The organism is Kitasatospora mediocidica KCTC 9733, assembly GCF_000744225.1.
Taxonomy (GTDB): domain Bacteria; phylum Actinomycetota; class Actinomycetes; order Streptomycetales; family Streptomycetaceae; genus Kitasatospora; species Kitasatospora mediocidica.
This window is the reverse complement of sequence record NZ_JQLN01000006.1, coordinates 212744-237372: the sequence shown is the minus strand read 5'-3', so window position 1 is coordinate 237372 and position 24629 is coordinate 212744. Positions and strand designations below refer to the sequence as shown.

Sequence of the window (24629 nt, the reverse complement as noted above, 5' to 3'; positions counted from 1 at the left end):
CTCCTACGGGCCTGGGCGGATTCCGGGCAGGGCAGAGCAGAGCACAGCAGGGTCTTGTTCCACGCATACCTATGATTGGCATGACCGCGATGGGCTGAGCGTAGTGGCCAACCCGAGCCACCCGCTAGACAGTTGACCGCCGGTCCGGTCGCAGATTCGCACCAGGACCCGCGTAGACCCGTCAGCTCACCGGGAGTTCACTCGCCCGTTCGGTCCGGGCCGCGCAGCCGTCGCGAGACCTCCCCGAGCGCCTCGGCCAGCACGACGAGCTGCTCGCGGTCCAGCACGTCGATCAGCGCCTCGCGCACCGCGGCGACATGTCCGGGCGCCGCCTCCCGCAGCACCGCCGCGCCCTGCTCGGTCAGTTCGGCGAAAACGCCGCGGACGTCGCTCGTACAGGACCGCCGCCCGACCAGCCCCGCCTTCTCCAACTGCGCCACCTGATAGGTGAGTCCGCTCTTGGAGGTGATCAGCCGCTCGGCCAGGTCGGCCATCCGCAACGCACCGTCCGGGGCCGCCGACAGGTGCACCAGGATCTCGTACTGGGTGTGCGACAGGCCCGCCTCGTCCTTGAGCTGCTGCTCCAGCCGCCGCGCCACCAGGTGACCCGCCGCGAGGAAGCCGCGCCAGGCCGCCATCTCCTGCTCGTCCAGCCATCGGGTCTGCGCCATGCCGGTCAGCCTATCGGGTTGTTCACATTCGAACCACGGTGTACGGTCACCCGAAGCTCACAGAGTTCAAATTTGAACAACGTGCTCTCACCATGACAAACGCCCCGCCCGCCCCTGGATGACCGGAGCCCGGACATGCCTCGTCCTCCCGCCGTCGCCGAACCGCGCGACCTGCCCGCGCCGCACGACCAGCCGACGCCGCACGACCAGCCCGCGCCGCCGCCCGCCCGCGTGCGCACCAAGGTCCGCGTCCCGCTGCGCTTCGGCGACGGCTACCGCGTCGAGGCCGACGTGCTGACCTTCCACGACCTGGCCGACGGCGCCGAGCACCTGGCCCTCGCCCTGGGCGACCCGGAGGCCGCCGCCACCCCGCTGGTCCGGCTGCACTCGGAGTGCCTCACCGGGGACGTCTTCGGTTCGGAGCGCTGCGACTGCGGACCGCAGCTGCGCGAGGCGGTCGAGCAGATCGCCGAGGTCGGCGGCTACCTGCTCTACCTGCGCCAGGAGGGCCGCGGCATCGGCCTCTACAACAAACTCGACGCATACGCCCTGCAGGACGCCGGCGCGGACACCTACGCCGCCAACGCGGCCCTGGGCCTGCCCGAGGACGGCCGCGACTACACCGCCGCCGCCCAGATGCTGCACACCCTGGGCGCGGACCGGATCGACCTGCTCAGCAACAACGTGGACAAGGCCGAGCAGCTCGCCGCGCTCGGCATCGAGGTCGGCGCCCGGGTTCCCACCGGCGTGCACACCTCCCCCAGTAACCTGCACTACCTGCGCACCAAGGCGCACGGCACGGCGCTGACCCACGCGCACACCATCCAGCTGCTGCCCACCGGAGCGTAGCCGGGCCCAGGACTACGCTCCTAAGACCGACCCAGCCCGCCCGCCAGCAGGGAGCTCCCGTGCACCAGATCGACTACCGCGACGTCGAGCAGGCCGCCGCCCGGATCGACGGCCTGGTCCGCCGCGTGACACTCGCGCCGATGGACCCGGGCGCCGTCCCGGGCGGCTCGGCGGCCGAGCCCTGCGAGGTGTGGCTGGCGCTGGAGTACCTCCAGCACACCGGCAGCTTCAAGGCGCGCGGCGCGGCGAACTTCCTCACCGCGCACCGCCTGGCCGGTACCCTGCCGCAGGCCGGGGTGACCATCGCCTCCGGCGGCAACGCGGGCCTGGCCTGCGCGTGGTCCGCGCGGCAGCAGGGCGTGCCGGCGACCGTCTTCCTGCCCGCGAACGCCCCGGACGTCAAGGTCGCCAAGCTGCGCGGCTACGGCGCGAAGGTGGTGCTGACCGGCTCCGAGTACGCCCACGCGCTGGCCGCCTGCGAGGAGTTCGCCGCGACCAGCGGAGCACTGGCCTCGCACGCCTACGACCACCCGCTGATCGCGGCCGGCGCGGGCACCCTGCTGGACGAGATCCACGCGCAGCTCCCGGGCCTGGACACCGTGGTGGTCTCGGTCGGCGGCGGCGGGCTGTTCGCTGGGGTCGCCGCCGCCGCCCGACGGCACGGCGTGCGCACGGTGGCGGTCGAGCCGGAGAACTGCCGGGCGCTCAACCGGGCCCTGGAGGCCGGCGAGCCGGTCGACGGGCCGGTGGACTCGATCGCGGCGGACTCCCTCGGCGCCCGCCGCACCTCGCGGATGGCCCTGGACGCGGCGCGCCAGGACGGCGTCCGGTCGGTCCTGGTGGCGGACGCCGACATCGTCCGGGCCCGCCGCACGCTCTGGGACCAGCACCGGATCGCCGTCGAACACGCCGCCGCGACCGCCCTCGCCGCCCTCACCGCGCCCGCACCGGGCACCGACACCGGCGCGGCCTACCGGCCCGGCCCCGGGGAGCGGGTGGCGGTCGTCCTCTGCGGCGCCAACACCGACCCCGCCGACCTGGCCCGCTGAGTGCCGCCGGACTCAGACCCGCACGGGGACCGGCGCGGCGCCCGCGTAGCCGTCGGCGAAGGTGGTCGCGAAGGTCGGCGAGTCCCGCAGCTGGGCCAGCCGGGAGAGCTGCAGGCGGTGCATGAACGCCGCGTCCGTGCCGCCGTCCGACGGGCTGTGGGTGAGGTGCAGCAGCCAGCGCGAGAACTCCTGGGTGCGCCAGACCTCCGGCAGGCGGGCGGCCGAGTAGCCCTCCAGCAGGTGCCCGCCGTCTCCGGCGTAGTACGTGGTCAGCGCGCGGGCGAGTTCCGCCGCGTCGGCGATGGCCAGGTTCATGCCCTTGCCGCCGGCCGGTGTGATGATGTGCGCCGCGTCCCCGACCAGGAAGAGCCGGCCGTACTGCATCGGCTCGACCACGAAGCTGCGCATGTCCAGGATGCTCGTCTCGGTGATCCGGCCCGTCTTCAGCTCCCAGTCGGCCACCGCGAGCCGGCGGCGCAGGGTGGCCCATATTCGGGCGTCCGGCCAGTTCTCGACCGCGTCGCCGACCGGGACCTGGAGGTAGTAGCGGCTGACCGTCGGGGTGCGCAGCATGTGCCCGGCGAAGCCCTCCTCGTGCAGGGCGTAGATGATCTCCGTGGTGGACGGCGGCGCCTCGGCCAGGATCGCCAGCCAGCCGAACTCGTGCTGCCGGGCGAACGCGCGCATCCGCCCGGCCGGGACGGACGGCCTGGCGGCGCCGTAGAAGCCGTCGCAGCCGGCGACGAACTCGCAGTCGATGTCCACCGGTTCACCGCCGCCGGTGCCGTCCTCGCTGCCGGCCGGCTCGCAGCGCAGCACCGCCCGGTCGCTGTCGAGTCCGGCCACCCCGACCACCGGGTGCGAGAAGAACACCGTGCCGCCCGCGGCGATGAACGACTCGATGAGGTCCCGCACCAGGAACTGCTGGGGGTAGACCAGGTGCTCGCGGCCCCCGGTGAGCGCGGCGTACGGGACGGAGAAGCGCTCACCCTGGTAGCGGAACTCGCAACTGCCGTGCCGCGCGCTCTCCATGGTCAGCCGGTCCGCCAGGCCGTGCCGGGCGAGGAAGTCCGCCGTCCGGTGCTCGATGACCCCGGCCCGGGCGCGCGCCTCGACGTAGGCCCGGGTGTGCCGCTCCACCACCACACAGCCGATGCCGGCCTGCTGGAGCACGTTCGCCACCACCAGCCCGGCCGGCCCGGCACCGATGATCCCCACCTGAGTGCGAAGACGCACGACTCCCCCAGTCCGGATGGTCACTCGGAGGCGGCCCGGAAACCGCCGGCCCCGCCCCACCCCGCGCCGGTTCGCCCGGGGTCCCTGCGCACAGCCTATGCGCCCGCTGGTGACGGTGGGTCAGTTGGTCACGGGTACCGCCTCGGTGGCCCTGACCAGGGCACCCCGTACCGGAGCCGTCAGCTCCGCCCACCACCGCTGCCGAACAGGTCGGGGCTCTCGCCGTCGCGGTCCAGCGTGGTCAGGACGGTCCGCAGGGTCTCCCGGAGCTCCAGCACCTGTTCGCGGCTCAACGGGTCGAACAGATGCTGGCGGACCGCCTCGACATGGCCGGGCGCCGCGGCCGCCAGGACCTCGAAACCCTCGTCGGTCAGCTGGGCGAAGGTGGTCCGGCGGTCACCGGGGTGCTTGACCCGCCGGACCCAGCCGGACTCCTCCAGCCGGTTGACCGCGTGCGAGAGCCGGCTGGGCGAAGAACGGGCCAGCCGGGCCAGCTCGCTCATGGTCAGCTCGCGCCCGGGGGCCTCGGAGAGCATCACCAGGATCACGTAGTAGGCGTGCGGCAGACCGGAGTCGCGCTGCAGCTGGCGGTCCAGGGCCTCGTTCAGCAGTCGCGAGGTCCACAGGAAGGCGCGCCAGGTCTGCTGCTCGTCCTCGTCCAGCCATCTGGTTTCGGTCATGGGACTATCCTAGTGAGGTTACTTGAGCTCTCAACATTTGAAGACTCAAGTAGTCTGGACTATCCTGAATCTTGAAGGCTCAAGCAATGCGCCCCTGAACCCCCGAGGAGAGCCAACCATGCCCGTGCGACGCCTCAACCACGCGGTCCTCTACATACGTGAGGTCGCCCGATCGGTGGAGTTCTACACCGACGTCTTCGGTTTCAAGGTGGACGTGGAGATCCCCGGCCGCGCCGCGTTCCTCAGCGCCGAGGACACCCTCAACGACCACGACCTCGGCCTCTTCTCGGTCGGCTCACAGGCCGGCGGCCCGGTGCCCGGCCAGGTCGGCCTCTACCACCTGGCCTGGGAGGTCGGCACGCTCGGCGAGCTGGCCGAGATCGCCGAGCGGCTGGGCAAGCGCGGGGCGCTGGTGGGCGCCACCGACCACCGGGTGTCCAAGTCGCTCTACGCCAAGGACCCCGACGGCATCGAGTTCGAGGTGATGTGGCGCGTTCCGCGCGCCGACTGGCCCGGCGACGACGGCCAGGGCGGCCTGCTGCCGCTGGACCTCCAGGACGCCCTCGACCGTTGGGGTGCCGACCTGAAGACCGGCGCCGCCGCGGGCTCCGCCACCTGACGGACGCCCGCGCGTCCGGCGGTCAGTCCTCGCCGAGCACCGCGTAGGACTCGACGTCGCCGTGGTCGAACGGGTCGCTCGGGTCCGCCTCATCCGCGGCCCGTACCGGCGGCTGCTCCTGCCAGCCGCCCAGGTCGGTCTTGGTGGCGGTGGCGGTGGCGCTCTCGCGTTCCATCTCGGTCTCCTCCGGGTAGTCGATCTTCGCTCGTCGAGCCGTAGGCCGACCCGTTACCGGGTCCGGACGCACCCAAACGACCAGCCCGCCAGGTTCCCCCGAACGGCCGCCCGACTGCGCCCGTCCGGCCTACCATGGCGCTGTGCAGGATCACTGGAGTCACGCCCCGGCCGATGCCGCAGCCGGGCCGGCGGACGACCGGCCGGCGGACGAGCCCGAGTACGGCGGCGAGCCGGCCTGCCTGCTCGACCGGGTCTGCCCCGACTGCGGGGCGCTCACCGAACACTCGCCGCCCACCCGCTGCCCGCGCTGCGGTGCGACCGTCGAACGGGCCTGAGCGCAGGGATCCCCCGGCTCGCAGGCGGCGGCTCAGCCCCGGCCGCTGATCACCGAGAAGCGGCCGCCCTGCGGGTCGTGCAGATGAGCCACCCTGCCGTACGGCGTGTCCGCGGCCGGGCCCGCGGCCGTGGCGCCCAGTTCCAGGGCGAGCGCGACGGCGGCGTCGGTGTCCACCACCGAGAAGTAGACGTGCCAGGCCGGACGGTGCTCCTCGTCCGTCGCCACCATCGCGGTGAGCGCGGCCACGCTGCGGCCGTCGGTGCGCAGCACCACCCGCTCGTGCTCCCAGCGCACCTCCAGCTGCCGGGGGTCACGGGTGTCCCAGGCGAACACCTCGCCGTAGAAGAGCGCCGCCTCGAACGCGTCCCGGGTGCGCAGCTCGATCCAGACCGGCGCGCCCGGCGCCGACAGCCAGGACGGCCCGTGCCGACCCTGGCCCTCCCACAGGCCGAACGGGGCGCCGGCCGGGTCTGCGGCGACCGCCAGCCGGCCGGCGTCGAAGCCGAGCGGTCCGACCGCCACCGTGCCGCCGCGGGCCCGCACCCGCTCGGCGGTCACGTCGGCGTTCTCGGTGCCGAAGTACGTCGTCCAGGCGACCGGCAGCTGGAGGTCCACGGACGAACTCAGCCCGGCCACCGCCACACCGTCCACCACCGCCCGCACGTAGGGGCCCCAGCGGTCCGGCCCGCGCTCGAAGGACCATCCCAGCAGCGGACCGTAGAAGGCCTGCGCAGCGTCCAGGTCACGGGCCATCAAGGTGACCCAGCTGGGGACCGCGGGCACGCACCGCACCGCCGCCCGCGCCGCTGCTGCTGCTTCGGTCATGGAAGCTCCTCCTCCGTGCACGGCCCGTTCCCCTCGACCGTACCCGTAGCATGCGCGCGCCGCACGGACCCGCCAGCGCAGGCGCCGCAGGGCGCGCCATGGCATCGTGGACGGACGGCGCCTGACGGCCCGTCCGACGGAACGGGGGCGGGGCGCGTGAGGCCAGGAGGGGCGGGCACGGTGGCCGAGCAGAGCGAGCGGGTCCGGCGCTCCTGGTTCACCATCGGCTTCGGCCTGGCGGTGGGCGCCCTGGTGGCCTACCACCTGGCCCAGTCGGTGGTCCGGATCACCGGCATCCTCACCCTCGTCCTGCTGGCGCTGTTCATCGCGATCAGCCTGGAACCGATGGTCGGCTGGCTGCTCCGGCGCGGACTGCGGCGGGCCTGGGCCGTGGCTGTGCTCGCGCTGGCCGTGCTGGGTCTGGCCGGCGGTTTCGTGGCGCTGGTCATCCCGCCGCTGAGCGGCGAGATCGACGCGCTCAGCAGGGCCATCCCGACCTGGCTCCAGCAGCTGCACGACCACCAGTCGGCACTGGGCCGGCTGGAGGACCGTTACCACCTGGTGGACCGGGTGAAGCAGCAGCTGAGCGGCGGGAACGCGACGACGCTGGTCAACGGCGTGCTCGGGGCCGGTCAGCTGCTGCTGAGCACGCTCACCGACCTGGTGATCGTCTGCACGCTGACGCTGTACTTCCTGGCGGGACTGCCCACCATCAAGGCGTTCGGCTACCGCTTCGTGCCGCGCACCCGGCGGTCCCGGGTCCAGGACCTGGTGGAGGAGATCCTGATCCGCACCGGGCGCTTCATGCTGGCCAACATCGTCACCTCCGCGATCGCCGGGCTGGCCACCTTCCTCTGGCTGGAGGCCTGGGGCGTGCCCTACCCGGCGGTGCTGGGGCTCTTCGTGGCACTGATGGACCTGGTGCCGGTGGTCGGCTCGACCATCGGCGGAGTGGTGGTGTCGCTGGTCGCGCTGGTGGTCTCCTTCCCCGTGGCGCTCGGCACGGCGGCCTTCTACATCGTCTTCCGGCTGGCGGAGGACTACCTGATCATGCCCAGGGCGATGAAGTACGCCGTCGAGGTGCACCCGGTGGTGACGGTCCTGGCGGTGCTGATCGGCGGCGCACTGCTCGGCATCGTGGGGGCGCTGGTCGCCGTGCCGGTGGCGGTGGCGCTCGGGCTGGTGCTGGACGAGGTGGTCTTCCCCCAGCTGGAGAAGGCCTGAGCGCCCAGGCGTCAGGGGTGGGTCATCCGCAGGACGTCGAGTGCCTCGTCCAGCTGGGCCAGGGTGAGTTCGCCGCGCTCGACGTAGCCGCGGTCGAGCACCACCTCGCGGATCGTGCGGGACTGTGCCAGCGCCTGCTTGGCGACCTTGGCGGCCTCCTCGTAACCGATGTAGCGGTTCAGCGGGGTGACCACTGACGGGGAGGACTCGGCGTAGGCACGGGCCCGTTCGACGTTGGCCGTGATGCCGTCCACCGTACGGTCGGCCAGCAGCCGGGAGGCGTTGGCCAGCAGCCGGACCGACTCCAGCAGGTTGCGGGCGATCACCGGGAGCATCACGTTGAGCTCGAAGTTGCCGCTCGCGCCGGCCATCGCCACCGTCGCGTCGTTGCCGACCACCTGTGCGGCGACCATCGCGACCACCTCGGGGATCACCGGGTTCACCTTGCCCGGCATGATCGAGGAGCCGGGCTGGAGGTCGGGCAGGTTGATCTCACCCAGGCCGGCGCGCGGGCCCGAGGCCATCCAGCGCAGGTCATTGACGATCTTGGTGAGGCCGACCGCGACCGTCCGCAGCTGGCCGCTGAGCTCCACCAGCGCGTCGCGCGCGCCCTGCGCCTCGAAGTGGTTGCGCGCCTCGGTCAGCGGCAACCCGGTGGCCCGGGCCAGCTCGGCGATGACGGCGGCGGAGAAGCCGGGCGGGGTGTTGATGCCCGTGCCGACCGCCGTGCCGCCCAGCGGCAGTTCGGCGACCCTGGGCAGGGTGGCCCGCAACCGCTCCTGGCCGTAGCGGACCTGGGCCGCGTAGCCGCCGAACTCCTGGCCGAGGGTGACGGGCGTGGCGTCCATCAGGTGGGTGCGGCCGGCCTTCACCACCTGGTCGAAGGCGGCGGCCCTGGCCTCCAGCGCCGTCGCCAGCCGGTCCAGCGCGGGCAGCAGATCGTCGGTGACGGCGGCGGTCGCGGCGATGTGGATCGAGGACGGGAAGACGTCGTTGGACGACTGGCTCGCGTTGACGTGGTCGTTCGGGTGGACCGGCTCGCCCAGCCGCTCGGTCGCCAGGGTGGCGACCACCTCGTTGGTGTTCATGTTGGAGGACGTGCCCGAGCCGGTCTGGAATACGTCCACCGGGAAGTGGTCGTCCCAACGGCCCTGTGCCACCTCCTCCGCGGCCGAGACGATCGCCCGGGCCACCGGCTCCCGGAGGATCCCGAGCTCCGCGTTGACCTTGGCCGCCGCGGCCTTGATCCGGGCCAGCGCCGCGATGTGCGCGCGGCCCAACCGCTGCCCGGAGACCGGGAAGTTCTGCACCGCCCGCTGCGTCTGCGCCTGCCACTTCGCCTCGGCGGGAACCCTCACCTCCCCCATCGAGTCGTGTTCCGTCCGGTACGTCTGCTCATCGCCCATGGCGCCACACCTCCACCCAGCACAGCTCACCCGGACCGGCGGGTATTTCCGACGGCCCGGGTGAATTCGATCATGGCTGGTTGACGTTAGTGGGCTTTACGGGGCTCACCCCGGTACGTGCCGAACGACCAGCGGTTGCCCTCCGGGTCGCGGGCGGCGAAGTCGCGCGAGCCGTAGTCGGTGTCGTGCGGTTCGCTGGTGATCTCGGCCCCCGCCGCCTTGGCCCGCGCGTACAGGGCGTCCGGCTGGTCGGTCACCACGTAGGCGCCGAACGAGCCGGGGACCAGTGGCCAGGCGTCGTCGGTGGTCTCGCGGGCCGAGCCGAGCATGATGCCGCCGCCCTCCGGCCAGGAGAGCTGGGCGTGGTGGACGGTCTCGCCCTCGCCGTAGACCACGGTCTCCTCGAATCCGAACGCGTCGACCAGGAAGCGGATCAGCGCGCGGGCGTCGCGGGCCCGCAGGCTGGGCCAGACCTGCGGCGCCGGTGTCAGATCGGCCATCTCGAGCGGACCTCCTCGGTTCTGCGCCCGGGCTCTCCGGGGCACGCTCTCAGCATCGCGCCGCCGGGCCGCCCCCGCTCCGCACGCGTCGCGGGCGGCCGCGCCGGCCTCTCAGTGCCGGTGGTGGTTGTCCGGCTGGAACGGGTCCCCGGGGTGCTCCAGGCCCTCGACCAGGGTGAGCCGCTCGGCGCGGGCCCGGTCGAGCCAGCGGACGAAGGCGATCCGTTGGGCGCAGGCGCGCAGCTGCCCTGCCGGATCGACCGGCGCGGGGTCCGGGAGCGGGTCCAGCAGCGCCGCCGTCCAGGCCCCGACCGTGACGTACCGCCCCGGCGGCGCGGCGCGCAGGGCGGCGGCGAGGTCGGCGGGGAGGGTGGCCGGGTCCGCGTCGAAGTCGCCGTCGGGCGTGCCGATCCGCCAGCGCTCCGGCGACGGGTCGGCCGAGCGGGTGGCCGCGCGGTAGGCGGTGACCTCCGCCGGGGTGGCGGCGACGTCGGCGGTGACGGCGGCGAACACCGCGCGGACCGCCGCGCTGCCCTCGTAGGCAGCCGCCGCGATGGAGCCCAGCTCGACCGCCGCCCGCTGGTCCAGGCGCACCGGCGCGGCGGTCGCGAGGTCCAGGCCGCGCGCGGCGGCCTCGGCCTCGCAGAGTGCCTCGGTCAGCAGCACCTGCGCGACCCAGCGGGTCAGCTGCCGGTCCTCGGCGCTGCCGACCGCGGGCAGCGCCGAGGCGCGCGGGCCCTCGCGCAGCGCGGCGAGCCTCTGGTCGAGGCCGGCGCGCGACAGCTGACGTCCGTCCAGCAGGCCGAGCGGACCGCCCGGGCCAGGCCCGCTCACGGCGCGACCACCAGTTCGACGGTCGGCGCGTACTGGCAGCGGCCGAACCACATGACCTTGGTGACCGCCCAGTAGCCGCCCGGGTCGGTGTCCAGCGGTGGTGCCACGTCGAAGGCGACCGTCCGCCGCTCCCCCGGTGCCAGGGCGAAGCCGCGGACCGGCGTGCCGATCGTCTCCCAGCTGCCCCAGGGGGAGACCGTCTGCAACTCGCCACGGATCTCGCCGCGCGTGCGGTTGGTGAGCAGTACCTCCAGCCGGGCCCGCCCGCCGGGCCTCACCCGGACGGAGGAGGCGCCGACCTCGACCGACAGGCCGGTGTCGCGGCCGGTCTCCGCGCGGGTGCCCTGCGCCTGGTCCCAGCCGTCCGGGAGGTCTCCGGTGGCCGGCAGCAGCTCGGGCAGATCGCCGACGGCGACGGTGGCCACGTCCTCGACCTGCTGCCCGTCGAACTCGGTGCGCACCGCGACGAAGTACAGGCCCGGCTGAGCGTCGGCGGGCGGCGTGAGGGTGACCGGGAAGCGCAGGTGCCCGGCGGCCTCCAGGCGGTACGGGCGGCGGCGCAGGCTCACCCGCCAGCCCTGCGGCGCGATCACCTCGGCGGTTCCTTCCACGGCCGCGTCCCGCAGGTGCGAGGCGAGGACGACGGAGACGTCGAGCTCCGCGCCCGACTGACGGACCGTCAGCAGCCCTGGGCTCACGCCCACCGAGACCGGCAGGTAGCCCATCGGGGCGGGGCCGCGGTTGTGCAACCAGTAGCGGGCGTGCACGGGTTGGGCGGCCTCGCGGACCGGTCCGAGCGGCCCGAGCGGCTCCTCGCTCGGCACCGCCCCGGTGGGCAGCGCGGTGAAAGTGGCCACCTGGGCTCCTGCCAGACGGAGTTCGCCGTCCACCGGCTCCTGCGGTCGCTCCAGCAGGTCGGCCCGGTGCAGGGCGCGGAGCCCCAGCTCGCCCGTCAGCCGCGCCGTGCCGCCGAGGCCGGTGGACTCGACCAGGCGGATCGTGACACCGTCGGCCGGGTCGAGGGCGGCGGCAGAGCCCGCGGCCATCGGGTTCCCGGTCGGCTTGAGGCTGCTGAGGCGGACCGCCCGGGCGGGCTCGACCCGCAGCCAGGAGTGGCCGGCCGGCAGCGGCCCGTCCTGCGCGGGGACCAGCCGGGTCAGCAGCGCGTGGTTGAACTCCTGCCCCTGCGCGGGCAGTTCCAGGCTCCGCCAGTCGCCCTCGCCGGAGACCAGGGCGTAGCTGAAGTCATGGGTCCAGTGCTGGAGTTGGAAGGACGTGCCGTCCACCGCGGTGCGCCGGGGCGGATCGATCCAGACGCCCGAGGGCCAGCCGGTGCAGGAGCGCAGCAGGGACAGGTGCAGCGCGCCGGTGGGGTCGACGGCGAAGCCGGGCAGGCCGTAAGTGAGCAACGCGGCGGTGTGATCGGTGAGTTGCTCGGCGAGTGGCAGCGCGCCCGCGCAGACCGCGTCGATCCGGGCGTCGGCGAGATCCGCGACCAGGGCGGCAAGGTCGGTGACCAGCAGGGCCGGCAGCGCGCGCAGATCGCGCAGATCGGCGTTCGGCTGCCACATCTCGGCCAGCGGCTTCTCGGCCGGGACCCAGACCCGGCCGTGGGCGGCCAGCGCGGCGGCCGCGTCGGTACCGGCCCGTTCCAGCAACTCGGCTACTGCGGCGCTTGCTTCGGCCGTTCCCAGGACGATGCGGAAGTCCGGGAGGTTGGAGTCGACGTCCAGCCAGCCGTAGCGGGAGCCGTCCGCGCTCGCGGTCGTCGCCGTGACGCCGGCCCTGGCGAGGGCCACCACCAGGTCGCGGGCGTCGGCGGCGTCCGCCTGCCGGGGAACGACCACCTCGGCGACCCCCAGCGCACGGGCGCCCAGCGCCGTGCCGTCCGGGCCGGTGAGGGTGACGCGGGCGGTGGCGCTGAGGCCGAACCAGGTGTTCGCGGGGTTGTCCAGGGTCCACGGCGCCTCGGCCACGTCCACGTCCGGCAGGGCGAAGCCGCGACCGACCACGGCGTCGGCGACCTCGCTGACCGGCAGGGTGCCCGGCAGGTCGAGCGGGAAGCGCAGCCGCAGCAGCCGGTCGGCGCCGGCGTGGTCGACCACCCGGGTTCGGCAGTCGACGCGGTCGACGCCGTGCCACAGGGTGACGGTCTGCTCGTACTCCAGGCCGTCGACCGTCCCGGCGACCACCAGCCGCTCGCCGAGCGGCCCCACCTCGCGCCGCACCGAACCGGCGCCCTCGCGCGAGCCGACCACCGGACCCTTGGGCAGCAGGTGCCAGGGGCCCTCGCCGAAGTCGGGGTGCTGCGGGTACTCCTCGTACATCCGCAGCTCGTTGCCGATCTGGCCGGAGCGGATCAACTCGCGTCCGTGCAGCTTGTCGTGGACGCTGCTGAGGCCGCCGCCGCGCGCGGGGTCGGCGGTGACCCGGTAGCGCCGGTTCTCGGCCGTCAGCCCCTCGGCGCTCTGCCACAAGGTGGCTGACGTTCCGTCAACAACGCGCCAGGTGCGCCAGCCGAGCGCGGGAACGGCCTCGGCGTGGAAGGAGAGCGTGCCGCGGTCGAGGGCGCAGGGCACCGGTGCGCCGGTGTCGTCCAGGACCCGGACCCGCGCGAGGTCGGGCGCCAGGTCGGCGGGGAGGCGGACGGCGACGGTGCCGGAGCGCTCGAAGGAGAGCGTGTTGGTGACGACGACGGCCCGGCCCTCGCCGCGGGTGTCGATCCGGCCGACCAGCGCGTCCAGGGCCGTGTCGCGCACCTGCGCGGCCAGGTCGTGGGCCTCACGCCAGCCGCCGAGCAGGTCCAGGTAGACCTGGTCGGACTCCGAGCCGGTGATGGCGTCGTGGTGGGCGCCGTAGGCGAGGTGGCGCCAGACCTTGTCGAGAGCCGCCTGCGGGTAGCTGCCCAGGCCCTGCAACGCGGCCAGTACGGCCAGCTTCTCCGCGTCCAACGCGGCCACCTCGCCCGCCCGTTGGGCCTGCTTGGTGTCGATGTACGAGACGTCCTTGCCGGTGTAGACCGGGTTCATGTCGCGGGTCTGCGGGCTGGGCCGGCGGCCGTCGGCGGCGAGTTCCTCGCGGACCGCGTTCAGGAAGTCGCGCGGGATCGCGCAGACGAAGCGCGGCCAGACGTACTTGGCCGCCCAGGAGCGGTGGATCTCGGTGACCCACTTGTTCGGCGGGGTGTAGTCGGTGCCGACCGGGAGCAGCAGGTTCTTGGTCGCGCCGACCGGCTTGAGCTTGCGGTACAGCTCGTAGACGGCCGCCTCGGCGGTGGCCAGGTCGGCGGAGGAGTCCATCCACCAGCCGGCCGAGTAGTGGTTGGGCATGTAGTGGGTGAGCACGCCACGGCCCGAGGGCGAGATCCACTCGAACTCGCTGGGGAACTGCATGACGGTGGCGTCGTCCTTGGCCTCCCGGAAGTTCTTCTGGATCGGGCCCCACTGGTGGAAAGGGCCGCGCGCCCAGGCGCTGCCGGTCAGTCCGGCGTCGGCCAGGTAGCCCGGGAACTGCGGGTCGTGGCCGAACACGTCCAGCTGCCAGGCGGTCTGCGGGTCGCCGCCGAGGATGTCGCGCTGGTAGCCGATGCCGTGGACGATGTTGCGGATCGTCGTCTCGGCGCCGGTCAGGTTGGTGTTCGGCTCGTTGTAGGTTCCGCCGACCAGCTCGACCTGGCCGCGCTCCAGCAGTCGGCGCAGGTCGGCGCGGCGCTCCGGGTGCTGGTCGAAGTACGGTTTGAGGTAGTCGACTTCGGCGAGCACGAACTTGTAGACCGGGTCGCGCATCGCCAGTTCCAGGTGGGCGTCCACCAGGGCGAAACCGTTGCGCTCCCAGAGCGGCCGGGTGGTGGCGTCGCCGGAGAGCAGCTCCCAGGGCGAGGTGTAGGCGGCCTGGGTGTTCCACCAGACCGGGTCGTAGTGGAAGTGCGAGACCAGGTAAATGGTCCAGCCGGGCTCGGCGACCGTGACGACGGCCTCGGCGCGGGCCCGGCCGGCCGCGACCGTGACCGGGATCTCGGCGCCCGGGAGGGCGTCGCAGAGCTCCAACGGCACCTCGACCGTGCCCGTGCCGGTCGCCTCGCCGCGCACGCCCGGCCCCTGAACGGTGATCGGGGTCGGTGGTCCCTCGACGACCACCCGCAGCACCTGGCGTGGCGCGTGGGCGGTGCCGACGAACAGGTCGGTGCACTCGACGGCGGTGATGGTGACCGGCACGGTCGATCCTCTCTGGCGGACGGCGGATCGGTGAAGCGGTGGAGCGGTGAAGCGGTGAAGCAGCGGTGCAACGAGGGGGTCAGGCGGCGGTGCGGTGGCTCGTCACCCCATCGCCTTCTTGGCGGCGGCGTACCAGGACGCCGGGCCGGTGCCCTTCACCGGGACGGCGTTGAAGTACTCCCACCCCGCCACCCCGGCGAAACCGGGGTACGTGCCGACCAGCGAGGTCAGCGTTCTGCTCAGCCGGGTCGGCGCGACGTAACCCGAGCAGTTGGCGGCGTTGGTGACGGTGCCGGCCACCACCCGGGAGGCGTCGAAACCGGCGGCGACCACGCTGTCGTAGTCGGCGGTGCTGCTCAGATCGCCCCAGCCGCAGTAGAACTGGGCGTTGTACCAGGAGACCTGGCTGCCCATGTCCTGCTCCAACTGGTTGTAGCTGAAGCCGCCGGAGAAAGTGGAGCCGCCGGACAGGTCACTGGCGACGGGCGCCAGGGTGATCACGAAGCCGCTGCCGAAGTCGGTGCGCAGCTGGTTGATCAGGTGCTCGGTGTCGGCGAGTGAGAAACTCTCCTCGATGTCGAGATCGACACCGTCGAAGTGGTACGTGCGCAGGGTGTCGCGCAACTGCGGGTAGTAGGTGGCGAAGTCGTTGTGCAGGTCGGCGTAGCTGCCCTGGGCCGCGCCGCCGAGCATCGCCTCCACCCGGGTGCCGGACTTCTGCAGCGCGGCGAGGTCGCTCCACATCCGGGTGTACCTGGCAGCCGACGGCGGGTCGTCGTTGAGGGTGATGCCGCTGCCGGCGTTGAGGTGGAAGGCGGCCACGTCGATGTCGGTGGCGGTGTCCTTCAGGGGCGTCGGCGAGACGTAACTACCGTTGCTGTACTGGGTCTGGTAGTAGGCGACGACGCGGTGGGCCGAGGCGCCGTGGTGCTGGGCCACGGCGGAGCCGGACGGCGCGGGCCTGGTGGGGTCGGCGGGCACGTGGGCGTTGGCGGTGCCGGCGGCGAGCGCGAGTGCGCCCACGGTCAGCAGGGCCGAACAGGCACGGGCGAGGCGACGCGACATGGGACCTCCCAGTGGGGGTGTGGGTGGTGGTCACGCGGGAAGCGTCCGCCGATCGGCGGACGCTGTGTCACAGGACGCTAAAGCGATTTAGTTCACCCGTCAATGCCTTGCCGCAGCTGCCTTCCCTGGAGTGGACCGACCGGCTCCCTGGCGGCTCGGGGCGCTCGGGCGCTCAATCGCGCGGGACCGCGGTGCTCTCGCGGACCGTCAGGCGCGGGGTGGGGGTCTTGAGGTCCACGGCGGCGGCCGGATCGTCGATCACCGCGAGCAGCGCGCGGGCGACCTGCTCGCCCAGCAGGAAGGTGTCCCGGGAGAGCGCGGTGAGCGGCGGGTGGACGATCCGGGCCAGCACCGAGTCGTCGAAGGAGACGATCGACAGCTCACCGGGCACCGCCACGCCCATCTCGGTGGCCACCCCCAGACCCGCCACCGCCATCACGTCGTTGTCGTAGATGATCGCGGTCGGCCGCTCCCGGCGGGCCAGCAGGGTCCGGGTCGCGGCCGCCCCCTCGGCGTCGCTGAAGTCGGTGGGCAGCGAGAGTGCCTCGCTCAGGCCAAGCCGCCTGGCCGCGTCGCGCAGCGCGCGGATCCGGCGCTGGGTGTGCTGGAAGGCCGGCAGCCCGGCCAGGTGCGCGATCCTGCGGTGCCCGAGCGCCGCGAGATACTCGACGATCGAGAGCATCGCCTCGCGGTCGTCGGCCCAGACGCTGGGCAGCCTGCCGTGCCGGCCAGGACCGCCCAACACCACGGTGGGCATGCCGAGTTCCTCCAGGACCTCGATCCGCGGGTCGCGCACCTGGAGGTCGACCAGGACGAAGCCGTCCACCCGGTGCTCGGAGGCCCAGCGCCGGTAGACCTCGATCTCGGCGGCGGTGTCCTCGACCACCAGCAGCTGCAGCGCGGTCGAGCGGACCGAGAACTCGGCCTGCAGACCGGAGAGCAGCTGGGCGAAGAACGGCTCGACGCCGACCGTGCGGGCCGGCCGGGCCAGCACCAGGCCGACCGCACCGGCGCGCGCGCCGCCCAGTGCCCGCGCCGCGCTGTGCGGACGCCACTTCATCCGCTCCGCGATCTGCAGGATCCGCTGCCGGGTCTCCTCGCTGACCCCGGGGCGCCCGTTGAGAGCGAACGACACCGCACCCTTGGACACCCCTGCCTCACGGGCGATGTCGGCGATCGTCGGCCTGCTCATCGTGGGGTGCTTCCTCTCTTGACACGTCTATCGAGCTGGAGCATAGTCCACTGGCAGGAGCTGTACCGGTTTAGTAAACCGTTTCAGAACTTCCCCCCAACTCGCCCCCTCGCCTCCCCGCCACCCCGGGAGGGCCCCGGCCGGGCAGGACCAGGAGTACTCCATGCCAAGAACCCGAGCAGGCTTCACCCTCGCCGTGATCGCGGCAGCCTCGCTCACCGGCTGTGGTGTCGGCGGCGCCGGCACCGGCTCGTCCCAGCAGACCGTGGCGTCCGACGCCCCGCTGAAGGGCGCCATCACGTTCCAGACCTGGTCGCTGAAGAACGACAAGTTCACGCCCTACTTCACCGCCCTGATCAAGGACTTCGAGACCCAGCACCCGGGCACCACGGTCAACTGGGTCGACCAGCCCGGCGACGGCTACGCCGACAAGGTGAGCAGTCAGGTCACCAGCGACAGCCTTCCCGACGTGATCAACCTCCCGCAGGACATCGCGCACTCGGTCGCCAAGGTCGGCGGGCTGCTCGACCTCAGCAAGAACGTGCCCACGCTGGCCCAGGACTACGTGCACAGCGGCGTGGCCGCGTACACCTATCCCGACCTCGGCGGCGACGGCTTCGCCTTCCCCTGGTACCTGGGCACCGACGTCAGCTTCTGGAACAAGGCCATGCTGCAGCGCGACGGGCTGGACCCGGCCAAGCTGCCGAAGACCTTCGACGAGCTGGTCGCCCAGGCCAAGGTCATGCACGACGCCTCGGGCGGCAAGGACTACCTGATGAGCCGCCCGCCCGGGCTCTCCGACATCGTCAACTCCGGTACGCCGCTGATGACCCCGGACGGCAAGAAGTTCGACTTCAGCAGCGCGCCCGCCGCCGCCATGCTGGACAAGTACACCGCCGCCTACGCGGCCGGCTACCTGCCGTCCAACGTGCTCACCAGCACCTACGAGGGCAACTCGGCGCTCTTCACCAAGCAGGAGGTGGCCTGGACCACCGGCGGCGGCAACTACATCCAGAGCACCACGCAGAGCAACCCGACGCTGGCCCCGCAGATCGTCCCGTCCCCCGCGCTCGACACGCCCCCGCTCTACGTGCAGGGCATCTCGGTGGCGGCCAAGAGCAAGAACCTGCCGCTCGCGCTGGCCTTCGGCAGGTTCGTCACCGACGACGCCAACCAGAAGGCCTTCATCAAGCTGGCCCCGGGCTTCCTGCCCGGCAGCGCCGCCTCGGCGAACGACCCGGCCTACAGCAAGAGCGACGGCACCGCGCAGGGCGACGCCTCGGTGATCGCCTACCAGGACATGCAGAAGGCCGTGATCTTCACGCCGCCGGTGTGGACCGACGCCATGAACACCTTCCTGAACCAGCAGGTCGCCCTCGCGATGACCGGAAAGGAGTCGGCCAAGCAGGCCCTGGACAACGCCGTCAGCAGGGCGAACCAACTGCTCGGCCAGTAGTCCCCTCCCGCCATCCCCCACCCGTCCAGGAGGCGACGATGAAGTCCCATCGCTGGTACACCCCCTGGCTGTTGATCGCCCCCGCGCTGCTCTGGCTGGCCACCTTCAGCCTCTGGCCCGCGATCAACACCGGTGTGCTCTCCTTCACCAACGTGCACACCCTCAGCGGCGGGCAGTTCATCGGCGTCCACAACTACGCCCTGATGTGGCACGACCCGCAGCTGCGCGACGCGATCGTCAACACGCTGATCTTCATGGCGGTCTGCGTCCCGCTGCTGACCTTCCTGCCGCTCCTGTTGGCCCTACTGGTCCAGCGGACGCTGCCCTTCATGAGCTTCTTCCGGACCGTCTTCTACTTCCCGGTGATCGCCTCGGCCGTCGTGGTGGCGCTGATCTGGCAGTGGCTGCTGGACGACCGCGGCCTGGTGAACGGCCTCGGCAAGCAGGCCGGCCTGATCCACAGCGCGCTGCCGTTCCTCACCGACCGCTGGCTGCTGCTGTTCAGCGCCATCGCCCTGACGGTCTGGAAGGGCCTGGGCTACTACATGGTGCTCTACCTGTCGGCGCTCGGGAACGTCCGCCGCGAACTGCACGAGGCGGCCGCGGTGGACGGCGCCGGAGCCGTCCGCCGGTTCTGGGCGGTCACCGTGCCCGGAGTGCGCGCCACCATGGCGCTGGTCTCGGTGCTGATCGCGGTCAGCGCCATGCGCGTCTTCTCCGAGCTGTACATCCTCGGCGGGCGCACCGGCGGCATCGGGGGCCAGGACGTGTCGCTGGTGATGCTGATCCAGCAGGCCGCCTCGGGCAGCGACGGGCGGATCGGCTACGCCTCCGCGCTCAGCGTGCTGCTCTTCGTGCTCACCGTCGGCCCGTTGCTGCTCCTGGCCCGCTGGAACCGGAGGACCGACTGATGACCGCCCTGTCCGAACGGATCGAGACGCCGCCGGCCCCCGCCCGGGCGCCCGCACGCAGGCCCGCGCGCCGACGCCGCTCGCCGGTCTTCGACGCGGTGACCCCGCTCGGCCTGACCGCCCGCTACCTCACGCTGCTGGTGATCCTGGCCGTCACGGTCGGGCCGATGCTGTGGGAGCTGTCCACCTCGTTGAAGAGCGTCTTCGAGGACGTCTACACCGCCACGCCCCAACTCCTGCCACAGCGGCCGACGCTGGACAACTACTCGCAGGTCGCCCGGACCGTCCCGATCGCGCACTTCGCGCTGAACTCGGTGATCGTCGCGGCGCTGTGCGTGGGCGGCAACCTGCTGGGCGCCACCGCCGCCGGGTACGCGCTGGCGCGGCTGCACTTTCGCGGGCGGCGCCTGATGCTGGGCCTGTTCCTGTCCACGCTGGTGCTGCCCGGGGAGGTGACCATCATCTCGCAGTACCAGACGGTCACCCGGCTGGGCCTGGGCAACTCGCTGGTCGGCGTGGCGCTGCCCGCGATGATCGGCGCGCTCAACGTGCTGCTGATGCGCAACGCCTTCCTGGCCATCCCCGCCGAGGTCGAGGAGGCCGCCGTCATCGACGGCGCCACGGTCTGGCAGCGGCTGCGCCACATCGCGCTGCCCAGCGTGAAGGGCACGCTGAGCGTCATCGCCATCCTGACCTTCATCGGCGCCTGGGACGACTTCCTGTGGCCGCTGCTGGTGCTGCAGAGCCCCGACAAGCTCACCCTCACCGTTGGACTGTCCTATCTGCAGAGCGTCTTCGCCGCCGACCCGCGCATCATCGCGGCCGGCGCGATGATCGCCCTGCTGCCGATCCTGGCCCTCTTCGTGGCGTTGCAGCGGTTCTTCTTCCGCGGCGTCGGCGAGGGTGCGGTGAAGGGCTGACGAGAGCAGCCATGACGACCGGAGACATGATGACCACCCCGACCCACCCGCCGCGGTTCGGCGTCAACTACACGCCGTCCCAGGGCTGGTTCCACCACTGGCTGGACTTCGACCTCGACGCCGTCCGGGCCGACCTGGACTCGATCGCCGCGCTGGGCCTGGACCACGTCCGGGTCTTCCCACTCTGGCCGCTGTTCCAGCCCAACCGCACGCTGATCCGCCCGCGCGCCGTCGAGCAGCTGACCGCCCTGGTGGACGCGGCCGGCGAACGCGGCCTGGACGTGGCGGTGGACGGCCTGCAGGGCCACCTGTCCAGCTTCGACTTCCTGCCCGCCTGGACCAGGACCTGGCACCGGCGCAACCTCTTCACCGACCCCGACGTCGTCGAGGCCCAGGCCGCCTACCTGCACACGCTGGCCGCCGCCCTGGCCGAGCGCCGCAACTTCCTGGGCCTGACCATCGGCAACGAGATCAACCAGTTCTCCGGCGACCCGCACCCGGACCCGGACCGGATCACCCCCGAGCAGGCCGCCGGCTGGCTGCGCCGCCTGCTCGCCGCCTGCGAGCAGGGCGCGCCGGGCCGGCTGCACCTGCACGCGGAGTACGACGCGGCCTGGTACCAGGACGACCACCCGTTCACCCCGGCGCAGGCCGCCCGGATCGGCGCGGCCACCGCCGTGCACTCCTGGGTCTTCAACGGCACCGCCCAGCGCTACGGCCCCCGTTCCACCGCCACCGGACAGCACGCCGCCTACCTCGTCGAGCTGTCCAAGGCCTGGGCCGACGATCCGCACCGCCCGGTCTGGCTCCAGGAGGTCGGCGCCCCGGCCCCGCACATCGCCGCCGAGGACGCGGGCGACTTCACCCAGACCACGGTCGCCGCCGCGCTCGACTGCCCCGACCTGTGGGGGGTCACCTGGTGGTGCTCGCACGACGTCGACCGCTCGCTCGCCGACTTCCCCGAACTCGAATACAGCCTGGGCCTGTTGACCAACGACCGGCAGGTCAAGCCGGCCGGGCGGGCGCTGGCCCGGGCGGTCGCCGAGGCCAGGGACCGGTGGCGGCCGCCGCACGCCCGCCACACGGCCCTGGTCCTGGATCTGCCGGACGACGCGCCCAAGCGTTCCACCTGCGCCCCGGGCGGAGCCTTCTTCGAGGCCTTCATGCGACTGGCCGCCGACGGCGCGCGGCCGACCGCGGTGCTGGCGGAACACGCCTTCGACCCCGGGCACCTGGACGCTCGGGGAATCACCGAAGTCGTCACGGTCGAGGATGTCGACCATTCCTGACGGATGGTCAAGAGTGATCCTGAACCCCAGCACGTCCACCCTCGCAGCCCCCCGGAGCCCCCTGTGCACGATGACCGCAGCCTGGTCGAGTCCCGCCTCAAGCGCGTCCTCGACGAGCGCATCCGCCCCGCGATCCACCCCGAGTCGACGCCACTGGAGGTCGGCATCTGGACCGCCCCCGACGAACCCGTCCCGGTCGCCGAGGGTCTGAGCGCACCGCGCACCCCGATCGCCGTCGGGCAGCCGTGGGGCGCGCCCTGGGGCACCAGCTGGCTGACCGTCTCCGGCACCGTGCCCGCCGCCTGGGCCGGGCGGACCGTCGAGGCGCTGATCGACCTGGGCTTCGACAAGAACATGCCCGGCTTCCAGTGCGAGGGCCTGGTCTACCGGCCGGACGGCACGCCGGTGAAGGGGATCAACCCGTGCAACCAGTGGGTGCAAATCGCCGCGCCCGCGGTCGGCGGGGAGCAGGTGCTGCTGCACGTGGAGGCCGCCTCCAATCCGGTGATCCTCGACTACCACCCGTTCCTGCCCACCGGGTTGGGCGAGAAGGCAACCGCCGGCGACCAGCCCCAGTACCGGCTGGCCCGGATCGACCTGGTGGTCTTCGACGAGACCGTCTGGCAGCTGGTGATGGACCTGGAGGTGCTGGGCGAGCTGATGGCCGAGCTCCCGGTGGACGGCGCGCGCCGCTGGGAGGTGCTGCGCGCGGTCGAACGGGCGCTGGACGCCGTCGACCTGCAGAACGTCAACGCCACCGCTGCCGCCGCCCGTTCGGAGTTGGCCGGGGTGCTGGCCGCGCCCGCCTCGGCGTCCGCACACCGGATCAGCGCGGTCGGCCACGCGCACATCGACTCCGCCTGGCTGTGGCCGCTGCGCGAGACGGTCCGCAAGGTGGCCAGGACCACCGCCAACATGACCGCGCTCCTGGAGGACGAACCGGACTTCGTCTACACCATGTCCCAGGCCCAGCAGTACGCCTGGATCAAGGAGCACCGGCCGGAGGTGTACGCGAAGGTCAAGCAGGCGGTGGCCGAGGGCCGCTTCGTGCCGGCCGGCGGGATGTGGGTCGAGTCGGACACCAACATGCCCGGTTCGGAGGCGATGGCCCGCCAGTTCGTGCACGGCAAGCGGTTCTTCCTGGAGGAGTTCGGCGTCGAGAACGAGGAGGCCTGGCTGCCGGACACCTTCGGCTTCACCGGCGGCCTACCGCAGATCATCAAGGCGGCGGGCTCCAAGTGGCTGCTGACCCAGAAGATCTCCTGGAGCCAGATCAACAGCTTCCCGCACCACACCTTCTGGTGGGAGGGCATCGACGGGAGCCGGATCTTCACCCACTTCCCGCCCATCGACACCTACAACTGCTCCATGAAGGGCAGTGAAATCGCCCACGCGGCACGGAACTTCAAGGACAAGGGCCGGGCCACGCACTCGCTGGCACCGACCGGCTGGGGCGACGGCGGCGGCGGTACCACCCGCGAGATGATCGCCAAGGCGGCCCGGCTGCGGAACCTGGAGGGCTCGGCCACCGTCCGGTGGGAGAAGCCCGCCGAGTTCTTCGCCAAGGCGCAGGCCGAGTACCCCGACCCGCCGGTCTGGGTCGGCGAGCTCTACCTCGAACTGCACCGTGCCACGCTGACCAGCCAGGCGAAGACCAAGCAGGGCAACCGGGCCAGCGAGAACCTGTTGCGGGAGGCCGAGCTGTGGGCCGCCACCGCCGCCGTTCAGACCGGATCCGCCTACCCGTACCAGCAGTTGGACCGGATCTGGAAGACCGTCCTGCTGCACCAGTTCCACGACATCCTGCCCGGATCGTCGATCGCCTGGGTGCACCGGGAGGCGGAGCAGACCTACGCCGCCGTCGCCGAGGAGCTGACGGCTCTCATCGGTGAAGCCCAGCTGGCGCTGGTCGGTGACGGTACGTCAGGCGGTGAGGTGGTCTTCAACGCGACGCCGCACGAGTGGGCCGGCGTGCCGGCCGGTGGCGCCCGCGGGGTGGCCCGGGCGCAGCAGGGCTGCACGGTCCAGGCCCGTCCCGAGGGCGGATTCCTGCTGGACAACGGCCTGTTGCGGGTCGCGGTGGACGGGCGCGGGCTCGTCGTCTCGGCGTACGACCTCCTGCACGAGCGTGAGAGCGTCGCGCCCGGCGCCGCCGCCAACCTGCTGCAGATCCACCCCGACTTCCCGAACATGTGGGACGCCTGGGACGTCGACCAGTTCTACCGCAACACCGTCACCGACCTGACCGACCTGGACGAACTCACCGTCGTCGCCAAGGACTCGGACGCCGTCGCGGTCCGGGTGACGCGCTCCTTCGGCGCCTCGCGGGTGGTGCAGACACTGACGCTGAGCGCCGGCGCCCCACGGCTCGACCTGGACACCGAGGTGGACTGGCACGAGACCGAGAAGTTCCTCAAGGCCGCCTTCCCGCTGGACCTACACACCGAACGCTACGCCGCCGAAACGCAGTTCGGCCATCTGCACCGTCCCACCCACACCAACACCAGCTGGGAGGCGGCCAAGTTCGAGGCCTGCAACCACCGCTTCGTCCACTTCGCCGAACCCGACTGGGGCGTGGCCCTGGTGACCGCCTCCACCTACGGTCACGACGTGACGCGCACCGTGCGGGCCGCCGACCACGGCACCACCACCACGGTCCGCGTCTCGCTGCTGCGCGCACCGCGCTTCCCCGACCCGCACACCGACCAGGGCGTGCACCGGTTCCGGCACGCGCTGGCACCCGGCGCCACGATCGGCGACGCGGTGCGCGAGGGCTACCGGATCAACCTGCCCGAGCGGCGGATCCCGGGGGACAGCGAGGTCGCGCCACTGGTGAGCGTCGACAACGACGCGGTGGTGGTCAGTGCCGTCAAGCTGGCCGACGACGGGAGCGGCGACGTGGTGGTCCGGCTCTACGAGGCACACGGCGCCCGGGCCCGCGCCGAGCTGCGCACCTCCTTCGCCCCGGCCGGAGTGCAGGCCTGTGACCTGCTGGAGCGCCCGCTCGGCGAACACCCCGCGCTGCGCGGGGGCACGGTGGAGCTGAGGCTGCGCCCGTTCCAGCTGGTCACGCTGCGGCTCGCACGCGCGGCCGACGCCTCGTAGCGCCCCCGCGTCCCTGCGTCGTAGCGTCCCCGCGTCGTAGCGTCGCTCCTTCCCCACCCGCAGGCTCCAG

Annotated in this window: 21 protein-coding genes; 10 read left to right on the top strand and 11 right to left on the bottom strand. The window is 72.4% G+C overall.

Translation table 11 applies throughout. The annotated features are described in order from the left end of the window. Nucleotides 1-197 precede the first annotated feature (197 nt). Complete coding sequence (locus tag BS80_RS27325; RefSeq protein ID WP_035803125.1) at nucleotides 198-671, bottom strand: MarR family winged helix-turn-helix transcriptional regulator; 474 nt, start codon at nucleotides 669-671, stop codon at nucleotides 198-200. A gap of 135 nt (nucleotides 672-806) precedes the next feature. On the opposite strand from BS80_RS27325, the gene BS80_RS27320 reads away from it, so the two are divergent. Both BS80_RS27320 and BS80_RS27315 read left to right on the top strand, forming a co-directional pair. Continuing rightward, nucleotides 807-1520 (top strand): GTP cyclohydrolase II, encoded by a 714-nt coding sequence (locus BS80_RS27320; protein WP_083975437.1) that lies wholly within the window; start codon nucleotides 807-809, stop codon nucleotides 1518-1520. Between the two features lie 59 nt (nucleotides 1521-1579). Beyond that, nucleotides 1580-2569, top strand: a complete 990-nt coding sequence (locus BS80_RS27315) for a threonine/serine dehydratase (protein ID WP_035803123.1) — start codon at nucleotides 1580-1582, stop codon at nucleotides 2567-2569. Nucleotides 2570-2581: 12 nt separating this feature from the next. On the opposite strand, the gene BS80_RS27310 is transcribed toward BS80_RS27315, so the two are convergent. Next, nucleotides 2582-3805: a 4-hydroxybenzoate 3-monooxygenase gene (locus BS80_RS27310; protein WP_035803121.1), complete on the bottom strand. Its 1224-nt coding sequence runs from the start codon at nucleotides 3803-3805 to the stop codon at nucleotides 2582-2584. 179 nt (nucleotides 3806-3984) lie between these two features. Next, nucleotides 3985-4485, bottom strand: coding sequence for a MarR family winged helix-turn-helix transcriptional regulator (locus tag BS80_RS27305; RefSeq protein ID WP_035803119.1), 501 nt, complete (start codon nucleotides 4483-4485; stop codon nucleotides 3985-3987). 118 nt (nucleotides 4486-4603) lie between these two features. Here BS80_RS27305 and BS80_RS27300 point away from each other — a divergent pair, with 118 nt between their 5' ends. Further along, nucleotides 4604-5104 (top strand): VOC family protein, encoded by a 501-nt coding sequence (locus BS80_RS27300; protein ID WP_035803117.1) that lies wholly within the window; start codon nucleotides 4604-4606, stop codon nucleotides 5102-5104. Between the two features lie 22 nt (nucleotides 5105-5126). On the opposite strand, the gene BS80_RS41155 is transcribed toward BS80_RS27300, so the two are convergent. Further along, nucleotides 5127-5279, bottom strand: coding sequence for a hypothetical protein (locus BS80_RS41155; protein ID WP_157536631.1), 153 nt, complete (start codon nucleotides 5277-5279; stop codon nucleotides 5127-5129). Between the two features lie 142 nt (nucleotides 5280-5421). On the opposite strand from BS80_RS41155, the gene BS80_RS27295 reads away from it, so the two are divergent. Further along, nucleotides 5422-5616 (top strand): hypothetical protein, encoded by a 195-nt coding sequence (locus tag BS80_RS27295; RefSeq protein ID WP_035803115.1) that lies wholly within the window; start codon nucleotides 5422-5424, stop codon nucleotides 5614-5616. 32 nt (nucleotides 5617-5648) lie between these two features. On the opposite strand, the gene BS80_RS27290 is transcribed toward BS80_RS27295, so the two are convergent. Next, a complete protein-coding gene (locus BS80_RS27290) occupies nucleotides 5649-6443 on the bottom strand; it encodes a VOC family protein (protein ID WP_051967256.1) in 795 nt (264 codons plus the stop codon). 180 nt (nucleotides 6444-6623) lie between these two features. On the opposite strand from BS80_RS27290, the gene BS80_RS27285 reads away from it, so the two are divergent. Next, nucleotides 6624-7667 (top strand): AI-2E family transporter, encoded by a 1044-nt coding sequence (locus BS80_RS27285; protein ID WP_051967255.1) that lies wholly within the window; start codon nucleotides 6624-6626, stop codon nucleotides 7665-7667. A gap of 11 nt (nucleotides 7668-7678) precedes the next feature. Here the strand turns inward: BS80_RS27285 and BS80_RS27280 are convergent, their stop codons facing one another. The 6 genes from BS80_RS27280 to BS80_RS27255 form a co-directional block, all read right to left on the bottom strand. Next, nucleotides 7679-9073, bottom strand: a complete 1395-nt coding sequence (locus BS80_RS27280; protein ID WP_035803113.1) for a class II fumarate hydratase — start codon at nucleotides 9071-9073, stop codon at nucleotides 7679-7681. An 86-nt stretch (nucleotides 9074-9159) separates the two neighbouring features. Further along, nucleotides 9160-9573, bottom strand: a complete 414-nt coding sequence (locus BS80_RS27275; RefSeq protein WP_035803111.1) for a VOC family protein — start codon at nucleotides 9571-9573, stop codon at nucleotides 9160-9162. Between the two features lie 111 nt (nucleotides 9574-9684). Then, nucleotides 9685-10407, bottom strand: coding sequence for a DUF7158 domain-containing protein (locus BS80_RS27270; protein ID WP_035803108.1), 723 nt, complete (start codon nucleotides 10405-10407; stop codon nucleotides 9685-9687). Next, a complete protein-coding gene (locus tag BS80_RS27265) occupies nucleotides 10404-14621 on the bottom strand; it encodes a glycoside hydrolase family 38 N-terminal domain-containing protein (RefSeq protein ID WP_035803107.1) in 4218 nt (1405 codons plus the stop codon). Before BS80_RS27265 ends, BS80_RS27270 begins: the two co-directional genes overlap by 4 nt. 102 nt (nucleotides 14622-14723) lie before the next feature. After that, nucleotides 14724-15686, bottom strand: a complete 963-nt coding sequence (locus tag BS80_RS27260; RefSeq protein ID WP_083975436.1) for a glycosyl hydrolase family 18 protein — start codon at nucleotides 15684-15686, stop codon at nucleotides 14724-14726. Nucleotides 15687-15858: 172 nt separating this feature from the next. After that, the gene (locus tag BS80_RS27255) at nucleotides 15859-16878 is read right to left on the bottom strand and encodes a LacI family DNA-binding transcriptional regulator (protein WP_035803105.1); all 1020 of its coding nucleotides are present in this window, start codon (nucleotides 16876-16878) and stop codon (nucleotides 15859-15861) included. Between the two features lie 163 nt (nucleotides 16879-17041). Here BS80_RS27255 and BS80_RS27250 point away from each other — a divergent pair, with 163 nt between their 5' ends. The 5 genes from BS80_RS27250 (at nucleotide 17042) to BS80_RS27230 (ending at nucleotide 24559) form a co-directional block, all read left to right on the top strand. After that, nucleotides 17042-18334: an ABC transporter substrate-binding protein gene (locus BS80_RS27250; RefSeq protein WP_035803103.1), complete on the top strand. Its 1293-nt coding sequence runs from the start codon at nucleotides 17042-17044 to the stop codon at nucleotides 18332-18334. A 38-nt stretch (nucleotides 18335-18372) separates the two neighbouring features. After that, a complete protein-coding gene (locus BS80_RS27245) occupies nucleotides 18373-19245 on the top strand; it encodes a carbohydrate ABC transporter permease (RefSeq protein WP_035803101.1) in 873 nt (290 codons plus the stop codon). Next, nucleotides 19245-20165, top strand: coding sequence for a carbohydrate ABC transporter permease (locus BS80_RS27240; RefSeq protein ID WP_035803099.1), 921 nt, complete (start codon nucleotides 19245-19247; stop codon nucleotides 20163-20165). The genes BS80_RS27245 and BS80_RS27240 overlap by 1 nt, the downstream gene beginning before the upstream one ends. An 11-nt stretch (nucleotides 20166-20176) precedes the next feature. Continuing rightward, a complete protein-coding gene (locus BS80_RS27235; protein WP_232246666.1) occupies nucleotides 20177-21454 on the top strand; it encodes a glycoside hydrolase 5 family protein in 1278 nt (425 codons plus the stop codon). A 63-nt stretch (nucleotides 21455-21517) separates the two neighbouring features. Next, a complete protein-coding gene (locus BS80_RS27230) occupies nucleotides 21518-24559 on the top strand; it encodes an alpha-mannosidase (protein ID WP_035803097.1) in 3042 nt (1013 codons plus the stop codon). The last annotated feature ends 70 nt before the right edge of the window (nucleotides 24560-24629 follow it).

Bases quoted from the DNA above. Each gene is read 5' to 3' on its own strand.
- BS80_RS27280 (WP_035803113.1), bottom strand. From the start codon at position 9,073: ATGGGCGATGAGCAGACGTACCGGACGGAACACGACTCGATGGGGGAG.
- BS80_RS27320 (WP_083975437.1), top strand. From the start codon at position 807: ATGCCTCGTCCTCCCGCCGTCGCCGAACCGCGCGACCTGCCCGCGCCG.
- BS80_RS27240 (WP_035803099.1), top strand. From the start codon at position 19,245: ATGACCGCCCTGTCCGAACGGATCGAGACGCCGCCGGCCCCCGCCCGG.
- BS80_RS27325 (WP_035803125.1), bottom strand. From the start codon at position 671: ATGGCGCAGACCCGATGGCTGGACGAGCAGGAGATGGCGGCCTGGCGC.
- BS80_RS27235 (WP_232246666.1), top strand. From the start codon at position 20,177: ATGACGACCGGAGACATGATGACCACCCCGACCCACCCGCCGCGGTTC.
- BS80_RS27260 (WP_083975436.1), bottom strand. From the start codon at position 15,686: ATGTCGCGTCGCCTCGCCCGTGCCTGTTCGGCCCTGCTGACCGTGGGC.
- BS80_RS27245 (WP_035803101.1), top strand. From the start codon at position 18,373: ATGAAGTCCCATCGCTGGTACACCCCCTGGCTGTTGATCGCCCCCGCG.
- BS80_RS41155 (WP_157536631.1), bottom strand. From the start codon at position 5,279: ATGGAACGCGAGAGCGCCACCGCCACCGCCACCAAGACCGACCTGGGC.
- BS80_RS27250 (WP_035803103.1), top strand. From the start codon at position 17,042: ATGCCAAGAACCCGAGCAGGCTTCACCCTCGCCGTGATCGCGGCAGCC.
- BS80_RS27305 (WP_035803119.1), bottom strand. From the start codon at position 4,485: ATGACCGAAACCAGATGGCTGGACGAGGACGAGCAGCAGACCTGGCGC.
- BS80_RS27255 (WP_035803105.1), bottom strand. From the start codon at position 16,878: ATGAGCAGGCCGACGATCGCCGACATCGCCCGTGAGGCAGGGGTGTCC.
- BS80_RS27275 (WP_035803111.1), bottom strand. From the start codon at position 9,573: ATGGCCGATCTGACACCGGCGCCGCAGGTCTGGCCCAGCCTGCGGGCC.
- BS80_RS27290 (WP_051967256.1), bottom strand. From the start codon at position 6,443: ATGACCGAAGCAGCAGCAGCGGCGCGGGCGGCGGTGCGGTGCGTGCCC.
- BS80_RS27300 (WP_035803117.1), top strand. From the start codon at position 4,604: ATGCCCGTGCGACGCCTCAACCACGCGGTCCTCTACATACGTGAGGTC.